This is a genomic window from Burkholderia sp. RF2-non_BP3 (assembly GCF_001522185.1).
Lineage (GTDB): Bacteria > Pseudomonadota > Gammaproteobacteria > Burkholderiales > Burkholderiaceae > Burkholderia > Burkholderia diffusa.
Genome location: NZ_LOSU01000023.1, coordinates 1 through 16,366, shown reverse-complemented (window position 1 = coordinate 16,366; position 16,366 = coordinate 1). Strand labels below are relative to the sequence as shown.

Genomic DNA, 16,366 nt, shown 5'->3' with positions numbered 1-16,366 from the left:
CGGCGTCACGCACCGGCGCTTGCGTACCGCCGCCCGCCACCCGCCGCCGAAATGAAAACGGCCCGCGCAATGCGGGCCGCCCTCGCCGTCCGGACTACGCGTAACGAGTCGCGGTGCAGTCCGTCATACGCTGCGCGCCGGCAGGATCTTGCCGGCACATGCGCCGAAACCGATGCGATAGCCGTCGCCCTGGCACCAGCCCGCGAGCGTGAGCTCGTCGCCGTCCTCGATGAACGCGCGGCTGCCGCCACCGTTCAGCGCGAGCGGCTCCTTGCCGTTCCACGTCAGTTCGAGCAGGCTGCCGAACGAGTCCTTCGTCGGCCCGCTGATCGTGCCCGATCCCATCAGGTCGCCGACGCGCGTGTTGCAGCCCGCGACCGTGTGATGCGCGAGCTGCTGCGCCATCGTCCAGTACATGTGCTTGAAGTTGGTGCGGCAGATCGACGTCGCTTCGGCGGCACCCTCCGCGCGCAGCGTCACTTCGAGCGCGATGTCGAACGCATGCTTGCCCGCGTGCCGCAGATACGCGAGCGGCTGCGGCGACTGTTCGGGCTGCTCGACGCGAAACGGTTCGAGCGCGTCGAGCGTGACGATCCACGGCGAGATCGTCGTCGCGAAGGTCTTCGCATTGAACGGGCCGAGCGGCACGTATTCCCACTGCTGGATGTCGCGCGCGCTCCAGTCGTTCAACAGCACCATCCCGAAGATATGCGCTTCGGCATCCTCGCAGGCGATCGGCTCGCCGAGCGCGTTGCCGCGGCCGACGATGAAGCCCGTCTCCAGCTCGATGTCGAGCTTGCGGCATGCACCGAACACGGGACGTTCCTGGTCGGGCAGCTTCAATTGGCCGTTCGGGCGCCGCACCGGCGTGCCGCTCACGACCACCGACGACGCGCGGCCGTTGTAACCGATCGGCATCTCCGACCAGTTCGGCAGCAGTGCATTCTTCGGATCGCGAAACATCGATCCGACGTTGGTCGCATGTTCTTTCGACGAATAGAAATCGGTATAGCCGGGAATGTCGACCGGCAGGTGCAGCGTCGCGTCGCGCTGCGCGACGAGCACGTTCGCGCGCAGCGCGGCGTCATCGCGCAGCCGCGCGTCGTCGCGCGAGAACAGGTTCGACAGCTGCACGCGCACGCTGCGCCATGCGTCGCGGCCGAGCGCGATGAACGGGTTGAGCGTCGGCGCGGCGAAGACGTCGGCGCCGGCCGGCAGCGTCACGAGGCCCGCACGCGCGAGCGCGGCGAGGTCGACGATCTGGTCGCCGAGCGCGACGCCCGCGCGGCGCGCCGGTTGCTTCGCATCGCTGAAGATCCCGAACGGCAGGTTCTGGATCGGGAAATCGCAGGCGGGATCGTTCGCCGTCTCGACCCAGCTCTTGCGGGCCGGGTCGAGCGTCGCGCGCCAGTCTTGGGTATCGCTCATCGTTGCTCCGGATTGAAGTGTTTCTTGATGCCTTGCCAGCATTCGAAGTAATCGGCCTGCAGCTGCGCGGTGTCGAGCGCATAGCGCGTCGGCCGGATCAGCGTGCGGGTCTCGAACATGAACGCCATCGTCGCGTCGACCTTGTGCGGCTTCGTCGTGTCGCTCGCCGACGCCTTCTCGAACGTGTCCGCATCCGGTCCGTGGCCCGACATGCAGTTGTGCAGGCTCGCGCCGCCCGGCACGAAGCCTTCGGCCTTCGCGTCGTACGCGCCGTGCACGAGCCCCATGAACTCGCTCGCGACGTTGCGGTGGAACCACGGCGGGCGGAACGTATCCTCGGCCGCGAGCCAGCGCGGCGGGAAGATCACGAAGTCGATCGAGTCGACGCCCGGCGTGTCGCTCGGCGACTGCAGCACGAGGAAGATCGACGGATCGGGATGGTCGAAGCTGATCGAGCCGATCGTGTTGAACAGGCGCAGGTCGTATTTGTACGGCGCGTAGTTGCCGTGCCACGCGACGACGTCGAACGGCGAATGTCCGATGTCCGCGCGCCACAGGCGCCCGTTCAGCTTCGCGACCAGCTCGAACGCGCCCTCGCGATCCTCGTACGCGGCCTGCGGCGTGAGGAAATCGCGCGGGTTCGCGAGCCCGTTCGAGCCGATGGGGCCGAGGTCCGGCAGGCGCAGCAGCGCGCCGAAGTTCTCGCAGATGTAACCGCGCGCATCGCCGTCCGGCAGCGCGACGGAAAAACGCACGCCGCGCGGGATCACCGCGATCTCGAACGGCTCGACGTCGAGCCGGCCGAATTCAGTCGCGATGAAGAGCCGCCCCTGCTGCGGCACGATCAACAGTTCGCCGTCGGCGCTGTAGAAGAAGCGGTCCTGCATCGAGCGGTTCGCGGCGTACAGGTGGATCGCGCAGCCGTTCATCGCGGCCGCCGAGCCGTTGCCGGCCATCGTCACGAGCCCTTCGACGAAATCGGTCGGCTCGACCGGCATCGGCAGCGGATCCCAGCGCAGCTGGTTCGGCGGCGTCGGCGGCACGTCGGCCGAGTCGCCGAATTCCGACACGAGCCGCTGCGTGCCCGTGAACGGCTCGAACGGCCGGTGCACGGCCGCCGGCCGGATCCGGTACAGCCACGAGCGGCGGTTGTGGCTGCGCGGCGCGGTAAACGCCGTGCCCGACAACTGCTCCGCATACAGGCCGTACGGCGCGCGCTGCGGCGAGTTGCGGCCGTGCGGCAGCGCGCCGGGCAGCGCCTCGGTCGCGAATTCGTTCGCGAAACCGCTCAGGTAGCCGGCTCGCGCCGGTTTCGACAGGTCAAGCGTCATCGTTTCCTTTCTCCATCAATTCATGGCGGCGTTCGGCGCCTGCGCGCCGCTGCGCCGCGTTACGCCGGCCAGTCCCAGCACGAACAGCGCCGAGCACAGCACGGGCACCGCGGCCGCGTGGAACAGCGCGCCGTTGGTCCAGTTCAGCGCAATCAGTTGTCCGCCGACGAGCGGCCCGAGCACCGAGCCGATCCGGCCGATGCCGAGGCTCCAGCCGATGCCGGTCGAGCGCAGCGACGTCGGGTAATACTGGCCCGCGAGCGCATTCACGGCCGGCTGCCCGCCGACCACGCAGAATCCGCCCGCGAACACGACGATCAGCAGCCACGGCAGCGCATGCGCGACCGAGCCGATCAGCCCGACCGAGACGGCCGCGCACGCGAAACACGCGAACAGCACGCGCACGAAGCCGTAGCGTTCGATGAACCAGCCGAGCGACAGCGTGCCGATCACGCCGCCCGTCTGCAGCACCGTGCCGACGATCACCGCCGTGCCCGGCGAATAGCCCGCGTCGCGCATCACGGTCGGCAGCCAGTTCGACAGGAAGTACAGGTCGATCAGGTTCATGAAGCTGATGGCCCACAGCAGCAGCGTGACCGGCAGGCGGCCATGGCGGAACAGCTCCGCGACCGGCGCGCCGCTCGCCGCGCGCTCGCGCACGACGAGGCGCGTGCTCGCGTCGATGCCGGCCTGCGGCGCGAAGCGCGCGAGCCAGGCGCGTGCCTGCGCATCGCGCCCTCTCAATACCAGGAACTGCAGCGACTCGGGCAGCCGCGCGAACATCGCGAGCGTCAGCACGAGCGGCACCGCGCCGCCGACGAAGAACACCGAGCGCCAGCCGAGCGCCGGAATCAGCGCGGCGCTGATGAAGCCGCCGATCGCGGCGCCGAGCGTGAAGCCGCACGACACGATCATCATCCGCTTCACGCGATGCGCGGCCGGGCTGAATTCGCCGACCAGCGCCATCGCGTTCGGCATGATGCAGCCGAGGCCGAGGCCCGTGACGAAGCGCAGCGCCATCAACACCGGGATCGAACCCGCGAACGGCGTCGCGAGCATCGTCACCGCGAAGAACAGCGTCGAGCCGATCAGCACCGGGCGCCGCCCGATCCGGTCGGCCAGCACCGACAGCCCGAGCGCGCCGAGCAGCATCCCGAACAGGCTCGCGCTGAACACCGGCCCGAGCGCCTGCTTCGGCACGCCCCATTCGGCGATCACGCTAGGCGCGACATACCCCATCGCCTGCGCATCGAAGCCGTCGATCACGAGACACAGCCCGCACAACGCGAGCAGCATCCAGTGAAAGCCCGGGCGATGGGTCTCGTCGATCACGCGCTCGACTTCGAGCACGCGCGCGTCGGCCGGCGCCGCGCTCATTGCGCCGCCTCGGCGGCCGGATGCACGGGCGGCGTCACGCCCTGACGCGCGAGCGCCATCGCTTCGCGCAGCACGTCGGCGTCGCCGATCTGGTTCGCGAGCAGCAGGATCAGCTTCGCGTTGACGAGCTGGCTGTCGGCGTCGGACAGATCGCGATGCATGTCGATCAGCGCTTCGTAGAACGCGTCCGGATCGGCCAGGCGCGGGCGGGTGTCGAGTCGGGGCATGACGGGTGTCTCCGGTATCGTTGTCGTGTTCAATGCGATGTTCCGCGCGCGCAGGTCGCGCGCGCCAGCGCGTCGGCGATCGCCTGGCGCTCGAGCGTGCGCATCCGCGCGCAGACGTGCTGGTCGGGGCGCAGCAGATAGAACGTGCCGGGCTTCGCGTCGTAGCGTTGCGCGGCGAGACCGTCTACGTCCTCCACGACGTCGACGCCGGCCACCGGTTGCGCGTGCCCGCCCGGCACGACCAGCACCGGCCGCACCGGCAGCGCCAGGCCGTCGAGCGCCTGCGCGAGCGCGGCGGCGTCGCCCGGCAGCCCGAACAGCACGCCCGCGAAACCGTCGTCCAGATGCCGCAGCAGCCAGCCCGACGTGCCGTGCGCGCGCACCGGCGCATCGGCCGCCGCCGCGCCCGGCCGCATCGCGCACGCGAACGTGTCGCCGGTGCGGTCCGGCGTGTTCAGCGGCGAATCGGCCAGCACGGCCGGCACCGACAGGCGGCCGCTGTTCACGAGCTTGCGCGCGAACTCGCAGTCGCGCGCGAGCTTCAGCGTCGCGTCGCGGAACACGCGCGATACCGCGCTCTTCGGCGTGATGAAGTCGGTCGAGCGCGTCGAGTTGCGAATGTTCTCGTCGGCGGCGAACTCGCGTTCGCTCGCGTAGGTGTCGAGCAGGCGATCGTCCGCGCGGCCGTCGAGCACGAGCTTCAGCTTCCACGCGAGGTTGTCCGCGTCCTGCACGCCGCTGTTCGCGCCGCGCGCGCCGAACGGCGACACGCCGTGCGCGGAATCGCCCGCGAACAGCACGCGGCCATGACGGAACGTATCCATCCGCTGGCAGCGGAACGTATAGACGCTCACCCATTCCAGCTCGAACTCGACATCCGGCCCGAGCAGCGCGCGCACGCGCGGGATCACGCGCTCCGGCTGCTTCTCGGCGACCGGATCGGCGTCCCAGCCGAGCTGGAAGTCGATGCGCCACACGTTGTCGGGCTGGCGATGCAGCAGCACCGACTGGTTGCGGTGGAACGGCGGATCGAACCAGAACCAGCGTTCGGTCGGGAATTCCGCCTTCATCTTCACGTCGGCGATCAGGAAGCGGTCCTTGAACGTGCGGCCGCGGCTCTCGAGGCCCATTGCCGCGCGCATCGGGCTGCGCGAGCCGTCGGCCGCGATCACGTACTGCGCGCGCAGCGTCTCGATGCCTTCCGGCGTCTCGATGGTGAGCGTGGCGTGTTCCGCCGATTGCGCGACACCCGTCACCTTGTGCCTCCAGCGGATGTCGATGTTCGGCAGCGCGAACGCGCGCTCGGCCAGATAGCCTTCGACGTAGTACTGCTGCAGGTTGATGAATGCGGGACGCGCATGACCTTCCTCCGGCAGCAGGTCGAACGCATACAGCTGCTCGTCCTGCAGGAACACCTTGCCGACGTGCCAGCTCACGCCCTTGTCGACGAAACGCTCGCCGCAGCCGAGCCGGTCGAAGATCTCGAGCGTGCGCTTCGCGAAGCAGATCGCGCGCGAGCCCGTCGACAGCGTGTCGTCGTCGTCGAGCAGCACGACCGGCACGCCCTGCTGCGCGAGGTCGATCGCGGCCGACAGGCCCACCGGGCCCGCGCCGACCACCACCACCGGGTGGATGGCGGCGTCATCGCCGGCGGCCCGCGTCGCGCGCGGCCGGTAGTCGAACTTCAGCGTCTGGTAATCGATGCTCATGGTCGCCATCCGCTCCTCAGCCCTGCCGTCCGCGCGCCGACGCGCGCCGCGTCGTCCCGCTCATGTCCGTTGCCCGCCACTGCCGCGGCCCGCCCTGCCTCGCCAACTTGCTGTCAACCGCCACGTCTCGCTCCTTGCTTCCTGTTGATTCGATTCGGGAATCGGCGCCGCTCCGGGCGCCCGAACGCCGCTTTTCTTGATCGGCGACAAATCTTTGGATTTACGAATAGTAAAACCAATTACGAATAGTGAAATCAACGTAAACCCTAGCCATCCGCGCGGGAACGGGATAACCATATGAGCGAAACGCCAAGCCGAGCCGGACGGGCGCTGCTAATATCAAGGCATGAGGCGGCCGTTTCGGCCGCCATTTTTCCTTCCTACGCCGATGATTCCGCCCAACATTCCCGAGCTGGTCGTCCGTGCCGGGCAATTGCCGTATCTGCGGGAACACCTCGCGCTTGCAGCGGGCGGCACCGCGTGCGCAAACCTGCCGGAGCGCACGCTCGCGAGCGCCTATGAGCCGATCTACGACGTGACGATGCCCGGCGCGCCGCAGTCGACGTCGTTCGCCGATGCGATCGAGCGCTACGGCGACGAACTCGGCTTTCAGGCCGTCACGCTGGTCACCGGCGCGCCGCACGATCCGGTCGACTCGGCCGTCGACGATCAGACGCTCGTCGCGATCGACCGGCTGTCTCGCGCGCTGCACGCGATCAACTTCTTCGGCGCGCAACGCCACGGGCTGCTGTTCCTGCGCGTGCACGAACGGCTGCTGAAAAGCGTGAAGTACGACCACGGCAAGCATTTCTCGTCGGTGCTGCAGCGCTTCGGGCTGCCGACCGAGCGGATCGTGATCGAGCTGCCGGCGGTCGCGGTCGCGCACAAGACCTTCCTCGGCTACCTGACGCGCAGCTACCAGCATCACGGTTTCAAGGTCGCCGACAAGCTGCCCGACCCGGGCCGGATCCTCGCGGTCGAATCGGAGATGGCGCGGCCCGACTACATCAAGATGGATGCGGGCATCGCGCTGCGCGACGGGATGGTGAAGGCGCTGGTCGCGTATGCGCAGCGCGTGCGGATTCCGCTGATTTTCGACGGCGTCGTCGACGAGACGCAGTGCGAGTTGCTGCGTCAGCACGACGTGCGGTTCATGCAGGGGCCGGTGTTCTCGAAGGTCGTCCCGGCCTGAGCGGGTGGATGGCCGGCCCGCGCGGGGCGCGGCACTACGGATGGCGGAATCCGCTGTCGGTACTGCGTCGGCAATCGGGGGCGGCGTGCATCGTCGCCCGATAATGGCCGGTTCCTGTTCCGTTCATACGTGAAAAGTCGAACGCGCGTGTGCGGGGATTCGACGCCGGCACGTCGCTAGGCCCTTCCGCCATCGTCGAATTTCGGCAGATCGTCGTCGATCTCGATGCCCGGGAAGCGATCCCCGTACCAGACGTGCCACGCGGGACGCAGCCACGCCGGCTCGTCGAGCGTTGCATAGTTGATTTCCACGGTCGTCGGCGCATCGGCCAACCGATACTCCAACTGCGCGCCGCAGCCGCCGCAAAAGCGCCGCTCGCCCCACGCGCTCGACGCATAGACCGTCGGCTCGCCCTGCAGGTATTCGAACGCGTCGAGCGGCACCGATGCCGACGCGACGACCGCCGCCCCCGTCGTGCGCTGACAGAGCCGGCAATGGCAGAAGCCTGCGTCGGCCGGAATGCCGGCGATCCGGTAGCGGATCGCCCCGCATGCGCAGCCGCCTTCCATGGTTTCCGGGTGGGACATCGCGAACCTCGTCATCGTCAGGGAACCGGTGGATGATGATGAGCGCGCCTCGCGCGCGGCGCAACCGGCAGCGGCGGCGACGCGCCGCTCGCGGCGCCCGTTTCAGACCGTCTGCCCGAGCCGCTGCGCAAGCGCCTTCAGCTTCGGCCCGACCTGCGTGCGGAACACGTCCTCGTCCATCGACGACGCAGGCCCGCTGCAGCTCAGGATCAGCCAGCGCCCCTCGCGCGGTTCGCGAAACGGCACGGCCGCCGCGTTCACGTCCATGTGCCACGCGCGGAACGAATAGCAGCACCCGCCCGCGGAGAACTCGGCCACCGCGTCCTGCGCGGCCGCGACGAGCGCATCCGCGTCGGCCGCGCCGCCGGCCGCCCGGTGCAGATCCGCATAGAGCGCGCGGCGCACGTCCTCCGGCTGCACGGCCAGGTACGCGCGGCCCATCGAGCTCGTCAGCATCGACAGCCGCGAGCCGGGCGCAAGCCCGAGCGTCAGCGCGGTTTCGCTGCGGATCGTCTCCAGATAGATCATGTCGAGCCCGTCGCGGCAGCCGAGCGACACGGCCGCGCCGATCTCGCGCGCGAGCGCCTGCATGTGCGGCCGGGCGAGATCGAGCGTCCCCGAGCCGGACAGCAGCGCGTAGCCGAGCGACAGCACGCCGGCGTCGAGCGCATACTTTCCGAGCGTCTCGTCGTAGCGCAGATAGCCGAGCACGGTCAGCGTATAGGCGAGCCGGTTCACCGTCGCCTTGGGCAGCCCGGTGCGCTCCGCGAAGTCGCGATTGCCGAGCATCGTCTCGCCGGGCCGGAATGCGCGCAGCAGGTCGAGCCCGCGCGCGAGCGCAACGACGAACTTGCGTTCGTCGATCGTGGTTTCGTCGATGGTTGAAAGCGTCATGTGATGCTACACTGGGTTCGTTTTGCAAAACATTGTTCCGCACAGCGGAACTACAGTCAAGCGAACTTTAGACATCGGGGCAGGCCGCGAAGCGCCAGCCCGGGACCGACCGCCAAGCATGGGATCAGGGCAAGCGCCGAAGCGCCCACCCTGGCCAACAGGAGATGACACGATGAGCGCTGCAACTTTTCATTGGGACGATCCGCTGTTGCTCGACCAGCAACTGACCGAGGAAGAGCGGATGGTGCGCGATGCCGCGCACGCGTATGCGCGTGACAAGCTCGCGCCGCGCGTCACCGAGGCGTTTCGCCACGAACGCACCGACGCCGAGATCTTCCGCGAGATGGGCGAGATCGGCCTGCTCGGCCCGACGATTCCGGAAGAATACGGCGGCCCCGGCCTCAATTACGTGAGTTACGGGCTGATCGCGCGCGAAGTCGAGCGCGTCGACTCCGGCTACCGCTCGATGATGTCCGTGCAGTCGTCGCTCGTGATGGTGCCGATCCACGAATTCGGCTCGGACGCGCAGAAGCAGAAATACCTGCCGAAGCTCGCGAGCGGCGAATGGATCGGCTGCTTCGGCCTGACCGAGCCGAACCACGGCTCCGACCCGGGCAGCATGGTCACGCGCGCGACGAAGGTGCCCGGCGGTTATTCGCTGTCCGGCTCAAAGATGTGGATCACCAACTCGCCCATCGCCGACGTGTTCGTCGTGTGGGCGAAACTGGAAGAAAACGGCAAGGACGCGATCCGCGGCTTCATCCTCGAGAAGGGCTGGAAGGGCCTGTCGGCACCCGCGATCCACGGCAAGGTCGGGCTGCGCGCGTCGATCACCGGCGAGATCGTCCTCGACGAAGTGTTCGTGCCCGAGGAGAACCTGATGCCGAACGTGAGCGGCCTGCGCGGCCCGTTCACGTGTCTGAACTCGGCGCGCTACGGGATCGCCTGGGGCGCGCTCGGCGCGGCCGAGTCGTGCTGGCACACCGCGCGCCAGTACGTGCTCGATCGCAAGCAGTTCGGCCGGCCGCTCGCCGCGAACCAGTTGATCCAGAAGAAGCTCGCCGACATGCAGACCGAAATCACGCTCGGCCTGCAGGGCGTGCTGCGTCTCGGCCGGATGAAGGACGAAGGCACGGCGGCCGTCGAGATCACGTCGATCATGAAACGCAACTCGTGCGGCAAGGCGCTCGACATCGCGCGGCTCGCGCGCGACATGCTCGGCGGCAACGGCATCTCGGACGAATTCGGCGTCGCGCGCCACCTCGTGAACCTCGAAGTGGTGAACACGTACGAAGGTACGCACGACATCCACGCGCTGATCCTCGGCCGCGCGCAGACGGGCATCCAGGCATTCTTCTGACCATTCGCGTGCGATCCGCGGCGCCCTGCGCGTCATATCTTCGCCGCTGAAACGACACGGCCCGCCCGGCATCGCTGCCGGGCGGGCCGTTTTCATCGGCGCACGCGTTCGTCACGCGCCGCCGACGTGGCAGCCGCTGCTTACTTGTTCGGCTGCGGCGTGAGGCGCAGGTACGGACGCACGGCGTTGAAGCCCTTCGGGAAGCGCTTCTTCAGCTCTTCCGGATCCTGCAGCGACGGCACGATCACGACGTCGTCGCCGTCCTTCCAGTTGCCGGGCGTCGCGACCTTGTAGTTGTCGGTCAGCTGCAGCGAGTCGATCACGCGCAGCACTTCGTCGAAGTTGCGGCCGGTGCTGGCCGGATAGGTGATGGTGAGCCGCACCTTCTTGTTCGGGTCGATCACGAACAGCGAACGTACCGTCAGCGTTTCGTTCGCGTTCGGGTGGATCATGTCGTACAGCTGCGACACCTTGCGGTCCGCGTCGGCGATGATCGGGAAACCGACGACCGTCGACTGCGTTTCATTGATGTCGTTGATCCAGCCCTTGTGCGATTCGACGCCGTCGACCGACAGCGCGATCACCTTCACGTTGCGTTTCTCGAATTCGCCCTTCAGCTTCGAGGTCAGCCCGAGTTCAGTCGTGCAGACCGGCGTGTAGTCGGCCGGGTGCGAGAACAGGACGCCCCAGCTGTCGCCCAGCCACTCGTGAAACTTGATAGGGCCCAGGCTCGATTCCTGCTCGAAATCCGGTGCGATGTCACCAAGACGCAGACTCATGATGTTCCCTCCTCGAACGATGCTGGTTGAAACCGCGCGCTGGACGGCGCGGGACAGTCCATCAGCTTACGGGAAGCAATGGGCGGTGCGAACGATTATTCTGTTTGATATTCATACTTTTTTGTCATTTTTACCCGGTATCGGGGCAGGACGGACGGCCACAAGGGAAACTTTTCGCAGCATTTGCGGCTCTGTCAATACTTACGGGTCGTTTACCATGTGGTCTTGCACCGCCGCCGCGTGTCTTCCCGGCTCGCCAGCCGGCAGGGGTTTCGCTACGATGTGAACCTGCAGCATGACAGCATGAAGGGAGTTGCAATGTCGGAAATCAACAAGGAGAAACTGATGTCGGATATCAAAACCGTTCTCGCGGACGCCGAGGATCTGCTCAAGCAGGCAGCGAGCAGCACGGGCGACCGGGCGGCCGAGTTGCGCGAAAAAGCCATGTCGCGCCTGAAGCAGGCCAAGGAAAAGGCAACCGACGTCCAGGTCGTGGTGGTCGAGAAAGGCAAGAAGGCCGCGCGCGCGACCGACGACTACGTGCACGAGCATCCGTGGACGTCGATCGGCGTCGCCGCCGGCGTCGGCGTGCTGATCGGCCTGCTGATCAACCGCAAGTAACGCGCTCAGCGCCGTTCCGCCCCATGTGCCGCCCGGTGCGGCGCATGGGTGCCGAAGCCAGCCGGCGGTTCGCCGCCGGCCGGCTTTGCCCTAGCCGCTTATTGCGCGCACAAGCGCCTCATCCATGACGACAGACACCCACCCGCAGCCGTCCGGCCAGGGACCGCTGCGCCGCCTCGTCGGCTCCGCGATCGGCCTCCTGCAAACGCGCCTCGAACTGGTCGGCATCGAACTCGCCGAGGAGAAGGAACGCCTGATGGGCGTACTGTTCCTCGGGCTCGCGGCCATGATGCTCGCGACGATGGCACTCATCAGCCTGACCGTGCTCGTCACGATCGCGTTCTGGGATACCTATCGCTGGCAGTCGCTCGCAGCCATCACCGCGTTGTACGCGATCGCGGGCATCGTATGTGCGCTGAAAGCGCGTTCGGGCCTGCGCGACGCGCCGACCGTGTTCGAAGCGACGCTCGCCGAGCTCGAGAAAGACCGCGAAATTTTCCGCGGCAAGCCGTGAACGCAGTCGCGTTCCCCTCTCTCACCTACTTCGCCGACGCGCCATGAGCCAGAACGTCACGGGCCATTCGACCCGCCCCCATTCGTCGCGATCGAACTGGAACGCGTCGCAGCATCGCGCGCTCCGCAAGGAATTGCTGATCCTGCGATCCGAGGTCGAGCGGCTCGAGCTTGCCGAAGCCGCCGCCGAAATGCGCCACGCCGTCACGCGCTTCAGCTGGCTCAAGGTATTCGTCCCGGGACTGTCGGGCACGAAGTTCAGCCAGTCCGCCAAGAACCTGAACGCGAGCCTCGGCCAACTCGTCAACCAGTACCCGATGTTGAGTTCGCTCGCGTCGCTCGTGCTGGCGAAACCCATACGCTCGCTGCTGCGCGCGAGCGCGGGCCCCGCGCTGAAGTGGGGCTCCGTCGGCTTCGCTGCATGGGAGATCTACCGGATCTGGAAACAGTCGCGCGACGAGCGCGAACCTGCCGCGAACGACGACTGACACCCAACGACGGGCGCGCACGCACCCCGGCGCCGTTGTGTGTTTTGCGTGCGCGATCGCATGATCAACGCACGCCCCAGCATGCCCGCTCCCGCGAGTCCGCCTCTGCGTCGTTCGATCCCGCGTTGCCTTTGGTCCCGTCCGCGCGCAGCATGAACGCACCGCATGCGTCGTCGCGCATCGGGCCCGCATCGAGCGGGCGCGCAACGAGTTCGTAGGCCACCGGCACATCGTCGCCCACTGTTCGCCGCAGCGCCACGTCGTAGACCGCCTGCCCGTCCGGAGGCGCCTGCGAATATGCGTCGGGCAGCGTCCGTGGCGGCGCGCCGTCGAGTGTTTCGAGGTACTGAGCGGCGCGATAAAGCGCAGCGACCGCGGATGCGCGATGCACGCGCGCGATATGTTCGCGATATGACGGAATACCCCACCCGGCAAGCGCGGCAACGATCGCGAGCACGATCATCAGTTCGAGCAACGTGAACGCCACCGATCGGTGCAGCAATCGAGGCTGTCTCATCGATGAACCGTCGCGACGCGCCGCCAGCGCTGCGCAACGATGCGTCCGTCTCGCAACGCGACCTGGCTCTGCAGCCAGACCACGCTCGACGCATGGCCGCCGACACCACGCGCGGTGACGAGGTAAGCACGACTCTCGTGCGGACCGACACCTCGCCAGGCTTCGATCAGGCATCGCGGCGGCTGGGCCGCCATCGGCCAGGAAGCGAACGGGGCAAACGCTTCGGCGACGCCCAGCGCGGGCGCACGCCGCCATGCGTCCGGCTCGACGGGTGACGCCGGTTCGTCGATGTATGGCGCCCCGCCTCGGAGCAATCGCGCTGTGCAGGCTGCCAGCGCTGCATCGGCTGCGTGAAATGCGATCAGGCGGTCCGACAATGCACGCGTGCGGCGCGATTCCGTCAACGCGGATTCGAACCATGTGCCGGTCAGCGCGGCGACCGCCGCGCCGACCGCGATCACGGCCGGCAGTGCAAGGCCCGCGTCGCGACGCCAGCCGCCGCTGGTAGACGGAAAGCGTGCGCGTGATGTTGTTCCGCTCACCATGGGGCCCTCACCGCGTGCCGCATGTCGCCTGTCGCGGTACGCCACCGCGCGCCGCCTTGCGCGACCTGCTGCGATTCGCATCGCGAGCTCGTCGACGAATCGGTTTGCGTAGATCATCGCAACACCCCATGATCCTGCGCCGCATCACCCACGGGATCGGCGGATGCGACCGCGGCATTGCGCAACGCGACGATTCGATGCAGCACCAGATGCGCGCGACCATTCGGCGAAACGGCCGTGCGGCCGTCGCAATCGACATGACGCGCAGGCCCGTGCATCGGTTCGCCACGTACGCGCACGCACACATGCACGGCAACGACATCGCGCCAGTCGCCGCTACCCATCGCCCCTGCGTCGACGAACTGCGCGGCTTCGCGCCGAAGGTAACGCACGCGCAGTTGGTCGATGCCGGACACGACGGGTTGCGGCGTACCCGGGCGCCCGCTTCCCTCGCAGTACAACTCGGGCTCGCCCGTCGACGGACTGACATGCGCGTCGAAACGGTTTTCCACGAGCGGCCGTGCACCAGGAGCGCCAACGCCCTGCCCGAGACAATCCGACACCTGTGCCCCAATCGTCGGCCACGTCGACACGGCATCGCCGACATACCGAACCAGCAATGCGTCCGACGCTGCGCGCACGGTTTCGCAGCGCACCTGCGCTCCATTGCCTCGCACGCGCCCCGCGGAGCAGCCGAACACCGGCGGTAACGATGGCGCCCCTTCGACATCGAGCGGGCGAAACCCGGCCATCTGGATCTGCTCGCCGATCAGCATCAGTGCGGTCGCGGCCGCATCGCGCATCCGGAAGCCGTCTTCCGCTCGCCGCTGCGCGACGCGTTGGGCGTGGTACAGCGCACCGGCAGCAGCAAGCACCAGCAGACCGACCGTCATCGCGATCAGCACTTCGAGCAGCGTATGCGCGCGGCTGCGGCGCTCACCGTTCATCGACATCGACCTCGGCCTCCCGAAACGGCGTCCGCACGCACGATGGCGGCCCGACCGCTGCCCGCGCACTTTCGCAGCGCGCCGATGTCGGCGCGGAGGCCTGAGCGTCACGCCAGCCGACCGTCACGTAACGGACACCCGCCGGCCCATCGTCGAGCGCCGTCGTGCCGCCGGGCAACGACGCGGACGCGAGCGCTGCGATGCCGTCGTCGGCGCCCGCCACTGCGCGCCGGCTCTCAATGCGGGCATCGGCCAGCCATAGCGCGCGCTCACGCCAGATCGTCGCCCGCTGCGCGCGCGTCATCGCAAGCTGGCTGCCGGCCACCGCCAGCATCACCGTTGCAAGCAGCGCGACGGCCAGCACCGCTTCGAGCAGCGACGTGCCGTGCATGGACTTGCGCGCGCGCTTCATGCCGCTTCGCATCGACCGGCAACGACGCGCGCCCGGCCGCCTGCCGCGATCCGAATGCAGCGCGATACGCGTGTGTCGTCACCGGACAGCGTGCGCCGCGGACGCAACTCGAAACGCCTGATCCCGCCAAGCACCTGGCCCGCCGGCGGAGCAAATGCCAGATCGTGCGCCGCCCCCGCGACGGCAATGTCGGCATCGCGCGGATAGCGCCGCAGCACGCGCGACCGTCCGTCGAACTGCCCGCGGACGATCCAGCCGCATGACCATCCCGCCAGGTCACACCGCTCGCCGGAATGCGCGCAATCGCCGTTGCGCCCGGCCCTGCACAGCGTGACGCGCACGCCGAGACGTGTCGCCTCGGTGCGCGCGAACGACAGCGCGCCGAGCAACGCACGCGAGCGTGCATCCACACGTTCGCGCATGTGCCAGTGATCGAATGCAGGTGCTGCGTATAGTCCGATCGCGGCTGCCAGTGCGATCGCGACCATCAGCTCGACGAGCGTAAAGCCGCCGCATCGCATGCGTTGTTTAACGCCTTGTCGGTGCAGTCCCATCGCCATCGCCCTCCGTCAACGTGATGGGACGACTGTAGCGACGCAAGCACACACGCGCCATTAGCCGAACGGCCGACTGGCGACATGCGATCGCGGCCGACACAATCGGCGCGAACTGAACCCACGGAGAAGACGATGAACGGACGCAGCGCGTCAGCGCTTACGCGGAGGTTTGGAGGGGGACGCGCGACGGAACTCTTCGATCACGTCGGCAAATTCGGAAACATCCTCGAACCGGCGGTATACCGATGCGAAACGGACATAGGCGATCGTATCGAGGCCGCGCAACTCGTTCATCACGAGTTCGCCAAGCTTCTCGCTACGCACTTCGCGCTCGCCGGTTGCGAGCAGTTGATATTCGATGCGGGCGACCGCCGCGTCGATCGCGTCAGCCGCAACCGGCCGCTTGCGCAGCGCGAGTTGCATGCTGGCGACGATCTTGCGACGGTCGAATTCCGTGCGGCTGCCGTCCTTCTTCACGACGGCCGGCAAGTTCAGCTCGACCCGCTCGTACGTCGTGAAGCGCTTGTCGCAAGCCGAACAACGACGGCGCCGACGAATCGCGGCGCCATCTTCGGACACACGCGAGTCGACGACCTGCGTGTCCTCATGCCGGCAGAACGGACAGCGCATGCTGGATCAGCGATAAACCGGGAAACGCTTGGTCAGCTCGGCTACTTGCGCGCGCACACGCTCGATCGTCGCTGCGTCTTCCGGGTTCTCGAGCACGTCGGCGATCAGGTTACCGACCTGCTCGGCTTCCGCCGGGCCGAAGCCGCGCGTCGTCATCGCCGGCGAACCCAGACGGATCCCGCTCGTCACGAACGGCTTTTCCGGATCGTTCGGGATCGCGTTCTTGTTCACCGTGATGTGTGCCGCGCCCAG

Annotated in this window: 19 protein-coding genes and 1 pseudogene; 5 read left to right on the top strand and 15 right to left on the bottom strand. The window is 67.6% G+C overall.

Annotated elements, in window-relative coordinates; genetic code table 11:
* Window positions 1–123: 123 nt before the first annotated feature.
* Genes fahA through WS45_RS08170 form a run of 5 tightly spaced genes read right to left on the bottom strand, consistent with a single transcriptional unit; the run spans window position 124 to window position 6,081 of the window.
* The gene (fahA, locus tag WS45_RS08190) at window positions 124–1,428 is read right to left on the bottom strand and encodes a fumarylacetoacetase (RefSeq protein WP_059699317.1); all 1,305 of its coding nucleotides are present in this window, start codon (window positions 1,426–1,428) and stop codon (window positions 124–126) included.
* Complete coding sequence (gene hmgA, locus WS45_RS08185) at window positions 1,425–2,759, bottom strand: homogentisate 1,2-dioxygenase (RefSeq protein ID WP_059699315.1); 1,335 nt, start codon at window positions 2,757–2,759, stop codon at window positions 1,425–1,427. The genes fahA and hmgA overlap by 4 nt, the downstream gene beginning before the upstream one ends.
* Window positions 2,760–2,774: 15 nt before the next feature.
* Window positions 2,775–4,136, bottom strand: coding sequence for an MFS transporter (locus tag WS45_RS08180; RefSeq protein WP_059530505.1), 1,362 nt, complete (start codon window positions 4,134–4,136; stop codon window positions 2,775–2,777).
* On the bottom strand, window positions 4,133–4,363 hold the full coding sequence (locus WS45_RS08175; protein ID WP_044844106.1) for a DUF2783 domain-containing protein: 231 nt from the start codon (window positions 4,361–4,363) through the stop codon (window positions 4,133–4,135). The genes WS45_RS08180 and WS45_RS08175 overlap by 4 nt, the downstream gene beginning before the upstream one ends.
* Before the next feature lie 29 nt (window positions 4,364–4,392).
* Window positions 4,393–6,081 (bottom strand): FAD-dependent oxidoreductase, encoded by a 1,689-nt coding sequence (locus WS45_RS08170; RefSeq protein WP_059699312.1) that lies wholly within the window; start codon window positions 6,079–6,081, stop codon window positions 4,393–4,395.
* A 379-nt stretch (window positions 6,082–6,460) separates the two neighbouring features.
* Here WS45_RS08170 and WS45_RS08165 point away from each other — a divergent pair, with 379 nt between their 5' ends.
* Complete coding sequence (locus tag WS45_RS08165; protein ID WP_059530510.1) at window positions 6,461–7,264, top strand: EAL domain-containing protein; 804 nt, start codon at window positions 6,461–6,463, stop codon at window positions 7,262–7,264.
* A 176-nt stretch (window positions 7,265–7,440) separates the two neighbouring features.
* On the opposite strand, the gene WS45_RS08160 is transcribed toward WS45_RS08165, so the two are convergent.
* Window positions 7,441–7,851: a GFA family protein gene (locus tag WS45_RS08160; protein ID WP_059699509.1), complete on the bottom strand. Its 411-nt coding sequence runs from the start codon at window positions 7,849–7,851 to the stop codon at window positions 7,441–7,443.
* A 102-nt stretch (window positions 7,852–7,953) separates the two neighbouring features.
* Entirely contained in the window at window positions 7,954–8,745 is a 792-nt protein-coding gene (locus WS45_RS08155) for an IclR family transcriptional regulator (RefSeq protein WP_044844103.1), read from the bottom strand.
* A 172-nt stretch (window positions 8,746–8,917) separates the two neighbouring features.
* Between WS45_RS08155 and WS45_RS08150 the strand changes: the two genes are divergently transcribed.
* Window positions 8,918–10,105, top strand: a complete 1,188-nt coding sequence (locus tag WS45_RS08150; RefSeq protein ID WP_059682460.1) for an acyl-CoA dehydrogenase — start codon at window positions 8,918–8,920, stop codon at window positions 10,103–10,105.
* 140 nt (window positions 10,106–10,245) lie between these two features.
* Here WS45_RS08150 and WS45_RS08145 read toward each other — a convergent pair whose 3' ends face one another.
* Complete coding sequence (locus tag WS45_RS08145) at window positions 10,246–10,884, bottom strand: peroxiredoxin (protein ID WP_034182833.1); 639 nt, start codon at window positions 10,882–10,884, stop codon at window positions 10,246–10,248.
* A 318-nt stretch (window positions 10,885–11,202) separates the two neighbouring features.
* Here WS45_RS08145 and WS45_RS08140 point away from each other — a divergent pair, with 318 nt between their 5' ends.
* From WS45_RS08140 to WS45_RS08130, 3 genes are all read left to right on the top strand, one after another.
* The gene (locus WS45_RS08140) at window positions 11,203–11,505 is read left to right on the top strand and encodes a DUF883 family protein (protein WP_006754606.1); all 303 of its coding nucleotides are present in this window, start codon (window positions 11,203–11,205) and stop codon (window positions 11,503–11,505) included.
* A 124-nt stretch (window positions 11,506–11,629) separates the two neighbouring features.
* On the top strand, window positions 11,630–12,019 hold the full coding sequence (locus WS45_RS08135; protein ID WP_059690700.1) for a phage holin family protein: 390 nt from the start codon (window positions 11,630–11,632) through the stop codon (window positions 12,017–12,019).
* A gap of 43 nt (window positions 12,020–12,062) precedes the next feature.
* The gene (locus WS45_RS08130) at window positions 12,063–12,506 is read left to right on the top strand and encodes a DUF3318 domain-containing protein (RefSeq protein WP_059530521.1); all 444 of its coding nucleotides are present in this window, start codon (window positions 12,063–12,065) and stop codon (window positions 12,504–12,506) included.
* Window positions 12,507–12,570: 64 nt separating this feature from the next.
* On the opposite strand, the gene WS45_RS08125 is transcribed toward WS45_RS08130, so the two are convergent.
* The 7 genes and pseudogenes from WS45_RS08125 to glyA all read right to left on the bottom strand — a co-directional run.
* Window positions 12,571–13,023, bottom strand: a complete 453-nt coding sequence (locus tag WS45_RS08125; RefSeq protein WP_059699310.1) for a type IV pilin protein — start codon at window positions 13,021–13,023, stop codon at window positions 12,571–12,573.
* Window positions 13,020–13,568, bottom strand: a complete 549-nt coding sequence (locus WS45_RS08120; RefSeq protein WP_082721885.1) for a pilus assembly protein — start codon at window positions 13,566–13,568, stop codon at window positions 13,020–13,022. Before WS45_RS08120 ends, WS45_RS08125 begins: the two co-directional genes overlap by 4 nt.
* A 113-nt stretch (window positions 13,569–13,681) precedes the next feature.
* Window positions 13,682–14,521: a PilW family protein gene (locus tag WS45_RS08115; RefSeq protein WP_082721876.1), complete on the bottom strand. Its 840-nt coding sequence runs from the start codon at window positions 14,519–14,521 to the stop codon at window positions 13,682–13,684.
* Window positions 14,505–14,927 (bottom strand): PulJ/GspJ family protein, encoded by a 423-nt coding sequence (locus tag WS45_RS08110; RefSeq protein ID WP_059699502.1) that lies wholly within the window; start codon window positions 14,925–14,927, stop codon window positions 14,505–14,507. The genes WS45_RS08115 and WS45_RS08110 overlap by 17 nt, the downstream gene beginning before the upstream one ends.
* Window positions 14,924–15,481, bottom strand: a complete 558-nt coding sequence (locus tag WS45_RS08105) for a GspH/FimT family pseudopilin (RefSeq protein ID WP_059699504.1) — start codon at window positions 15,479–15,481, stop codon at window positions 14,924–14,926. Before WS45_RS08105 ends, WS45_RS08110 begins: the two co-directional genes overlap by 4 nt.
* Before the next feature lie 153 nt (window positions 15,482–15,634).
* Window positions 15,635–16,114: a transcriptional regulator NrdR gene (gene nrdR, locus WS45_RS08100; protein WP_006760615.1), complete on the bottom strand. Its 480-nt coding sequence runs from the start codon at window positions 16,112–16,114 to the stop codon at window positions 15,635–15,637.
* Between the two features lie 6 nt (window positions 16,115–16,120).
* Window positions 16,121–16,366 (bottom strand): annotated as a pseudogene (gene glyA / locus WS45_RS08095) (serine hydroxymethyltransferase); the annotation flags it as partial.